Annotated in this window: 9 protein-coding genes; 2 read left to right on the top strand and 7 right to left on the bottom strand. The window is 45.1% G+C overall.

Annotation, left to right across the window (positions count from 1 at the left end):
* The first annotated feature begins 65 nt into the window (after positions 1–65).
* Positions 66–1,205: an N-acetylglucosamine-6-phosphate deacetylase gene (gene nagA / locus V7M78_RS08525; protein WP_333648420.1), complete on the top strand. Its 1,140-nt coding sequence runs from the start codon at positions 66–68 to the stop codon at positions 1,203–1,205.
* Positions 1,206–1,282: 77 nt separating this feature from the next.
* Here nagA and V7M78_RS08530 read toward each other — a convergent pair whose 3' ends face one another.
* From V7M78_RS08530 to V7M78_RS08555, 6 genes are all read right to left on the bottom strand, one after another.
* A complete protein-coding gene (locus tag V7M78_RS08530; protein ID WP_333648422.1) occupies positions 1,283–1,705 on the bottom strand; it encodes a GNAT family N-acetyltransferase in 423 nt (140 codons plus the stop codon).
* 186 nt (positions 1,706–1,891) lie between these two features.
* Entirely contained in the window at positions 1,892–2,554 is a 663-nt protein-coding gene (gene phoU, locus V7M78_RS08535) for a phosphate signaling complex protein PhoU (RefSeq protein WP_333648424.1), read from the bottom strand.
* A gap of 35 nt (positions 2,555–2,589) precedes the next feature.
* Complete coding sequence (gene pstB / locus V7M78_RS08540; RefSeq protein WP_333648426.1) at positions 2,590–3,354, bottom strand: phosphate ABC transporter ATP-binding protein PstB; 765 nt, start codon at positions 3,352–3,354, stop codon at positions 2,590–2,592.
* Positions 3,351–4,259, bottom strand: coding sequence for a phosphate ABC transporter permease PstA (pstA, locus tag V7M78_RS08545; protein WP_333648428.1), 909 nt, complete (start codon positions 4,257–4,259; stop codon positions 3,351–3,353). Before pstA ends, pstB begins: the two co-directional genes overlap by 4 nt.
* Complete coding sequence (gene pstC, locus V7M78_RS08550) at positions 4,249–5,238, bottom strand: phosphate ABC transporter permease subunit PstC (RefSeq protein ID WP_333648430.1); 990 nt, start codon at positions 5,236–5,238, stop codon at positions 4,249–4,251. Before pstC ends, pstA begins: the two co-directional genes overlap by 11 nt.
* Before the next feature lie 77 nt (positions 5,239–5,315).
* Complete coding sequence (locus V7M78_RS08555) at positions 5,316–6,233, bottom strand: phosphate ABC transporter substrate-binding protein (RefSeq protein ID WP_333648444.1); 918 nt, start codon at positions 6,231–6,233, stop codon at positions 5,316–5,318.
* A gap of 295 nt (positions 6,234–6,528) precedes the next feature.
* Here V7M78_RS08555 and V7M78_RS08560 point away from each other — a divergent pair, with 295 nt between their 5' ends.
* Positions 6,529–8,088: a plasmid pRiA4b ORF-3 family protein gene (locus V7M78_RS08560; RefSeq protein ID WP_333648432.1), complete on the top strand. Its 1,560-nt coding sequence runs from the start codon at positions 6,529–6,531 to the stop codon at positions 8,086–8,088.
* Here the strand turns inward: V7M78_RS08560 and V7M78_RS08565 are convergent.
* Positions 8,085–8,272, bottom strand: a 188-nt coding sequence (locus V7M78_RS08565; protein WP_333648434.1) for a hypothetical protein, incomplete at its 5' end; no start/stop codon positions are given. The two genes, V7M78_RS08560 and V7M78_RS08565, sit on opposite strands and share 4 nt — an antisense overlap.

Here is an 8,272-nt window from a genome sequence, read left to right on the forward strand (position 1 = left end):
AATCTGGAAAGAACTGTTTATACTGAGGACAAAGGGTTAGAAAACAGAAAAGGGAGGTTACTTTAATGATAATACAGAGCAGAAGGGTATGGATTGCAGGCCAGTTCATCCCGGCACAGCTTCAGATCGTAGACGGAAAGATCAATGCGGTCCGCCCTTACGGAGAGTCGGAGGCAGACCGGGATTATGGCGATAAACGGATCGTTCCCGGATTTATTGATATTCATACTCACGGGGCTTATGGATACGATACCAATGACGGAGAACCGGAGGGGCTGCGGAACTGGATGAGACGGATACCAGAAGAAGGAGTAACCTCCATCCTTCCTACCACAGTGACCCAGATGCCGGAAGTATTGGAGAAAGCAGTTGCCAATGTGGCCTTTGTGGCGGAAAACGGATATGAAGGGGCAGAGATCCTGGGAATTCATTTTGAAGGGCCTTACCTGGACATGAAGTACAAAGGGGCCCAGCCTCCTGAGGCAATTGCATCCGCTTCCATAACACAGTTTCAGAAATATCAGGAAGCGGCCAAGGGCATGATTAAATACATTACCCTTGCTCCGGAGCATGATGAGAACTTTGCCCTGACAAGGTATTGCAAGGATACCGGAGTGGTGGTGAGCATGGGTCATTCATCTGCCACCTATGAGCAGGCGCTTATGGGGATTGCAAACGGGGCAACCTCTATGACCCATGTATATAACGGCATGACACCCTATCATCACCGGGATCCGGGGCTGGTGGGAACTGCATTCAGAGTTCGTGATATATACGGTGAGATCATTTGCGATGGCTGCCATTCCCATTTGGCGGCGCTTAATAATTATTACACCATAAAGGGAAAAGATCATGCCATCATGATTACGGATTCTCTTTGCGCAAAGCATTGCCCTGCGGGAAATGAATATCAGTTAGGCGGTCATAGTATTGAGATCAGGGAAAATGGTCTGGCATATTTGAAGGGAACGGATACGATTTCGGGAAGTACGCTGAAGTCTAATATAGGTCTGAAGATTTTGGTGGAAGAGGCTATGGTGCCCTTTGATTCGGCGCTGAATTCCTGTACCATCAACCCGGCAAAGTGCCTTGGCGTGGACGACAGAAAGGGAAGACTGGTTGCCGGATACGATGCAGATATGGTAGTCCTTGAAGATTCCTATGATGTGGTGCAGACATATTGTAGAGGAGCGGCTATGCTGTAAGAACATAGAGTTATGTAAACAGAATCAGGGTTGAAGGAATGTTTTTAGCCTTCAGCCCTGATTTTTTGGACAAATAATCAGCTTTCAAGACGTTTTCTCATCCAGATATGAGGACAGTGCTCATCTCCATATTCTTCTCCTGAGACAGAATATCCCTGCTTTTTATAGAACCCGGCAGCTCTGACCTGGGCGGATAGATATGCTTCTTGTCCGCCTGTTTCTTTTATCTGTCTTTCGGCTTCTGATAAGATTTTAGCTCCCATCTCTTTTCCGCGATACTCCTTCCTGACAGCAATCCGTCCCACAGCGTAGGAATTCTTGTCTTCATTCCAATAATAACGGCATGTAGCCACAGGCGATGACTCATCAAACATCACCAGATGTACAGCAGTATCATCAACAGCATCAAATTCATGGCAAAATCCCTGTTCCTCCACAAACACGTCTATTCTTATTTGCGAAGCTTCTTCCGGTAAATAATTGTACTTTTTTATTATCATATGAACCTCCTCAAAACAAAAAGCACCCAGGAACAAACCTTATAGTGTGAAAATCACACCGTACCTGCGGTTTATTCCTGAATGCCTTATATGCCTTCATCCGGTGAAGAAAGCACAGCGTTTATATTTTTAATGTAATTATATAAAAAACATAATGAAATGTCAAATTGACATTTTCAACACCCCCTACAGAATCCTCACATTCTTCAAAGCCCCTGTCTTAGCAAATTCCGTCCATTCACATACATTGACAGCGTGATCTCCAATACGCTCCAGATATTTTGCCACCATCAGCAGATCGATACACTGGTCAATGTGTCCGCTGGGCTGTTTTAATAATTCCACCACATCAGTTTTCACCTTGTCAAACAGTTCATCCACCACATCATCTTTTTTCTGGAGTTCCTTTGCGGCCTCTAAATCCTGATTGATAAAAGCCTCGATAGAAGCGTGAACCATTTCCTTCGCCGCTGCGGCCATAGCCGGAATGTGGCGGATCACATGGTAAACGTGTTCTCCCTTTAAGCGCAGAACCAGTTCTGCAATGTCAGAAGCGTGATCGCCGATTCTCTCTAAGTCAGTAACCACCTTAAGGGCGCTGGAAACCACTCTCAAGTCCCCAGCAACCGGCTGCTGGCGCAGGATCAGGGACAGACAGCGGGCTTCAATAGAACGTTCCAGGTCATTGATGGTCCTGTCCCCTTTGATAATATCCTCTGCTTTTTCAAAATTCTGGTCTTCAAAAGCGATAAAGCATTGTTCAATGGAGTTTTCAACCAGCCTCCCCATTTCCTTAATGTCATTATTTAAAAGACCCAATTCATGTTCATAATTAACTCTCATTGACATGTTCGTATCTCCTCTTCTTCTATAAATAAGCCGGATCAGCCAAAACGTCCTGTAATATAGTCCTCGGTTCTGGAATCCTTGGGCACGGTGAACAGCTCAGTAGTGGGAGCGTATTCCACCACTTCTCCCACCAGGAAAAATGCGGTGTGATCTGCAATTCTGGTGGCCTGCTGCATGTTGTGGGTAACGATTGCCACTGTATATTTCTCCTTCAATTCATCCATTAAATCCTCAATTTTTAAAGTAGAAATAGGATCTAAGGCCGAAGTAGGCTCATCCATGAGAAGAACTTCCGGTTCAACAGCCAGGGCCCGGGCAATGCAAAGGCGCTGCTGCTGGCCTCCGGAAAGGCCCAGAGCTGATTTTTTCAGCCGGTCTGAAACCTCATCCCAAAGAGCCGCTCCCTTTAAGCTTCTTTCCACAATGGCGTCAAGCTCTGATTTATTCTTAATGCCGTGGATTCTGGGTCCATAAGCCACATTGTCATAAATGCTCATGGGAAATGGATTAGGCTGCTGGAATACCATTCCGATTTTCTTGCGCAGAAGGGTGGTATCCACTCTTGGATCGTAAATATTTTCCCCATCCAGTAAAACCTCTCCCTCAATAACAACCCCGGGAACCAGGTCATTCATCCGGTTTAAGGTTTTTAAATAAGTGGATTTTCCGCAGCCGGAAGGCCCGATAAAGGCAGTAATTTTATTTTTATAAAGATCTAAGCTAATATTTTTTAACGCATGATTTGTGCCGTAGTGAAGATTTAAATTGCTTGTTGAAATTTTAACCGTATTAGTACTCATGATTCTTTAACCTCCGTATTGAATTTATGGGAGAGAAACTTTGCCAATCCATTGATTGCCAGTACAATGACCAGAAGAACAACTGCGATTCCAAAAGCCTGGTCGTATTTGGCCTTCTGCATGGATAAGTAAAGCTGAATAGTCAAGGTTCCGCCGGATTCCAATACTTTTCCGAAAAAGTCCTTTGGAAGAAGGTAGCCGCTTCCTGCCGTAAAGAGAAGGGCAGCAGATTCTCCCACAATTCGTCCGATGGACAGAATAACACCCGTAACAATACCGGGCATGGCACTGGGAAGAAGAATGGTCCGGATCATATACCACTTGGTAGCTCCGATGCCCAAAGCACCTGACCGGTAGCTTTCAGGAACGGTCTTTAAAGCTTCCTGGGTGGTTCTGGTAATAAGGGGCAGGATCATAAGGGACAAGGTCAGGGAACCGGTGAGAATGGAATATCCAAGCCTTAAAGTGGTTCCGAAAAATACGTAGCCGAACAGACCAAAGATAATAGAAGGAATGCCGGATAAAGTTTCTGTCGTAAATTCGATCACACGGACTGCCCTGCCTCCCTTTGCATATTCATTTAAGTAAATGGCAGACCCCACGCCCATGGGAGTGGCAATCAGCAATGTGATAATAACGATATATAAAGTATTTACAATATTTCCGATAATACCAAAGGTTCCTTTAATTGTGCTGGGAACGGTGGTCAAGAATTCTACGTTGATTTGGGAAATTCCCCGGGCAAATACATAGCCCATAATTCCGATCAGGACCAGAATGGAGACAGAAGCGCACAAATAAATGAGTGCTGTCAGAACCATATCTGAAATCCTGGTTTTCCGGTTGTAAATGCTGTATGAAGCAGCAGGATTTTGCTGGGCTGGAATGACTAAATTATTGGTCATGGCGTTCATCTCCTTTCTTTGAGCTTCCCTTGACTTTTATGGGCCGGTCTGCCTCTACTGCGGACTTCTTTAACAGTCTGCTGAGGGAAACATTAATGATCATAATAAATGCAAACAGAACAAGTCCGATGGTAAAAAGCACCTGTTTGTGGAGTCCGGAAGAGTAGGACATTTCTGATACAATGGCAGTGGTCAGAAAGCGGACAGAGTTAAATGGAAGCGGCATATTTACCACGCTTCCGGAAACCAGGCTGATAGCCATGGCCTCACCGATGGCCCGCCCTGTTCCAAGTACGATAGAGGTGATGATGCCTGATTTTGCAGCCGGAATCACCACATGAAAAATAGTCTGGATCTTGGTGGCCCCAAGGGCCAGGGAAGCGCTCCTGAAATGCCCAGGCACAGAGCGGAGGGCTGTTTCGCTGATATTGATTACCGTAGGAAGAATCATCAAAGCCAGAACCAGAACCGCAGAAATCAAATTTGCGCCTCCTGTAAACTGGTGGGTCTGGGAGCCTGCAAACAGTTTCAATTCCAGCTTATACATAAGAGGGTTTAAGATCAGGATTCCAAGAAGTCCGTAAACAACAGAAGGAATACCTGCCAGCAGCTCCACTGCCGGGCGCACCACCCCTGCCAGCTTGGCGGGAGCAGTTTCCGCCAGGAAAACAGCGGTCATGACTCCGATGGGAACTCCGATAAGAATTGCCAGGGCTGTTCCTACAATGGAAGTTAAAATAACATAGAGGATACCAAAGCTGGGCACAGCTGCCTGTGGCTGCCAGACAGTACCGAACAAAATATCCAGGATTCCCACCTTAAAAAGCGCCGGAGTACCGCTGAGAAGCATGTAAAGACTGATAGAAGCAACAGCCAGAACGGCAAAGGAACCGCAGATAGTAAAGACCACTTCTGCAGTTCTTTCCACGCCTGATTTGCTTCCCTGTCCTCCGAATATGGAATAAGACTTTGGTTGCATAAACAAGCTCCTTTCGTAAAACGGGGATACAACAGGATTGGCTGCTGTATCCCTCTGTTATGTTATCTTTTTATTTATTAGTTAGCCGGAATCAGGCCAACGGATTCAACCAGCTCTTTTCCTTCGTCAGAGTGGATAAACTCAAACAATGCCTGTACCACATCCTTCTGCTCAGAGATTTCTCCCTTAGTAGCCATAACGAAGGGACGGCTTAAGAAGTAAGAACCAGCCTTGATGTTTTCTGGAGTAGGTGCTGTACCTTCCAGGCTCAGGGCTTTTACTGAGTCATCAAGAACGTCTAAGGAAACATATCCGATGGAGCCGGGAGTAGAAGCTACCTTGGCCATAACTGCACCGGTGCTGTCTAATTCATTGCTGTACTTGCATGCGTCTTCCAGTTTTAACAGCTCTTCAAATGCACTTCTTGTACCGGAACCGGCTTCACGTCCGATTACAACGATTGGCTGATCAGCGCCGCCTGCATCTTTCCAGTTAGTGATTGTTCCGTTGTAAATGTTAATCAGTTCATCTTTTGTCAGGCTCTCTGCTGTATTACCAGTGTGGGTAACCACTGCGATTCCATCGATTGCAACGATGTTTTCAGCAATGCCACTTGCTTTTTCCTCATCCTTTAAGTTACGGGAAGAGTTTCCTATATCTGCAGAACCGTTTCCGGCTGCCTCAATTCCTGCGCCAGATCCGATGAATTCACTCTGAACGGTAACGTCAGGATATTTTTCCATAAAAATTTCACCTAAAGCAGTTGCGAACTTCTCCATAGAAGTGGAACCTACCATGCTGATGGAACCCTTTAAATCAGCTGCTGCTTCTTCGCTGGAAGCTGCTGCAGTGGTTCCGGCAGATGTTCCTGCGGCTGAAGCCTGTGTCTCAGGGGCTTTTGTCTCTGTATTACTGCTGCCGCATCCGGCTAAGCTTCCCATAATCAAAGCTGCTGCTCCTGCAAGTGCAAATACTTTGCCATATCTTTTTTTCATCATTGTTATTCTCCTCTTTTCTCATAAATTGCTTTCGCTTACATGATGAAGTATATCAGCCTCTAAATTCTTTTGATATCATGTTTCTGTATAGAAAATGTAAAGGTTGTGTAAAGCTGCTATTTGAAATAAATCAGAAAAGTTAGCCTGATTTGCAAAAAAACAAGGGATGGACTGGACAGAATGGGCGAAAATGTGGTAAATTGTAACGTACACTTGATCTTAAAAAGAAGAAAGAAGAAACGTTCCTTAATCAGAAATGTACAGGAACGGAGGGAAACAGGAGGACGTTTTCATGGGAGCATATCAATTGAAAATCACGATCAAAGGTAGTAAGCCGCCGGTTTGGAGGAGGGTTCTTGTACCGGAAGGAATTACGTTTGAAGAACTGCACCGGATTATTCAGGCCGCATTCTGCCGGACCGATGATCACCTGTATGAATTTGAATTCCGGTCCGAAGGAGTACGGGTTGCTCCAAGTGAAGAGGGCGGACTTCAAAATTCTAAATATATATTGACCGGTACAGCCATTGACAAGCTGGTGTCCGGCGCCAATAAATTTATATATACCTGTCATAATTGGGACTATGCCATCCAGGTGGAAGACGTGATCGCAGATTATAAGGAAAGCTTTGCCCAGGTCATTAAGTTCAAGGGAGATTCCATTCCGGAAAGCTGTGGGGACATGGCCGGATACTATGAGCTTTTAGAACAAGCATCAAAAAAGATTAAGCCTTATCATATAGAAGATGTCAACAAACGCCTGAGCGGCAATGGAAATCAGGGACAGGAAGAAGTCCATATCAAGGACATATATGACTGCTATGACAAAAACAGCCTTCTGGAGATCGGAAGAAGACACCACATGAGCGGACTTTCTAAGTTAAAAAAGGAAGAGCTGGCAGAACAGATTATCGCCCATATTTTAGATAAGGAAGTTATGAGCTCTTATTTCCTCTGTGCCCGTGATTCAGAAATTAAGCTGTTTGAACAGGTTGCAGCAGGAAACCATAAGCTTTTAGACTCCGAACTGGAAGGAATGGACTTTCTTTACGCAGGAGGCTATGTGACTGCGGGAGCTGACGGCAGTTTTGCGGCAGCAGAAGAAGTAATAAAGGCATACAAAGAATGGAATACGCCGGAATTTGAAGAAAAGCGCAGACGCCTCAGTAAAATCGGGGACTACCTTTTGGCAGCCAATTTCCTGTATGCAGTTACCCCTCCCTCTGTCGTGCTGGAAACATTTAATAAGTACGAAGACGCCAAGCTCACTTTGGAAGAACTGAATCAGGCCTATGAGCTTCTTTTACCATACCGCTGTCTCGTTGCATACGTAGACGGCAATTTTGCAGACGGCGCTCTGATGGAGCAGAACGGTCTTAGGGAACTGCTGAAAATGCAGAAAAAGGTTCCTTATTATATTCCCACCCGGTCAGAAATCCGTTCCATGGCGGACAACTCAGGCTTTATCATGACTGAGGAATTAGACCGTCTCGGCAAGTTCCTGGCTGAAGTAATGAATGTTCCGGAAGACAGGATTCCATACATTCTGCATCAGGTCCAGGCAGAAATCAGCACAGGAGGGCAGCTTCAGGATCTAATTGACGATCTGGAAGAGGCAGAAGTTGTATTTGAAAATGATGAACAGACAAAAGCCTTTTCTTCTATTATCAATGATGTCTGGAATCACACCCGGCTGGTGCTCAACAGAGGCCATAAGCCTTATGAAATGGTCATGAAGGGCCTGGAAGAGAAATCTGTCCAAAGAAAAAACATTGAAAAAGTATATCCCAACGATCCATGTCCATGCGGAAGTGGGAAAAAACATAAGAAATGCTGCGGAAAGAAAAACTAAGATTTTCCATGGAGCCTGGTCTTTGTAATTAAGAAGATCGGGCTCTGGTTAAATGTGGAAATTGTTGCAAAAATCACGTTTTTCAAAATAAACAAAAAAGTTTTAAAAAGTTGTTGACATTTCCCTCCCCCTTTGTTATGATATAACTCGCCGCTGAAAACGGCGGCAAAAACTTCTTTCAGGC

The sequence above is a fragment of the Lacrimispora sp. genome, assembly GCF_036758025.1.
Taxonomy (GTDB): domain Bacteria; phylum Bacillota; class Clostridia; order Lachnospirales; family Lachnospiraceae; genus Lacrimispora.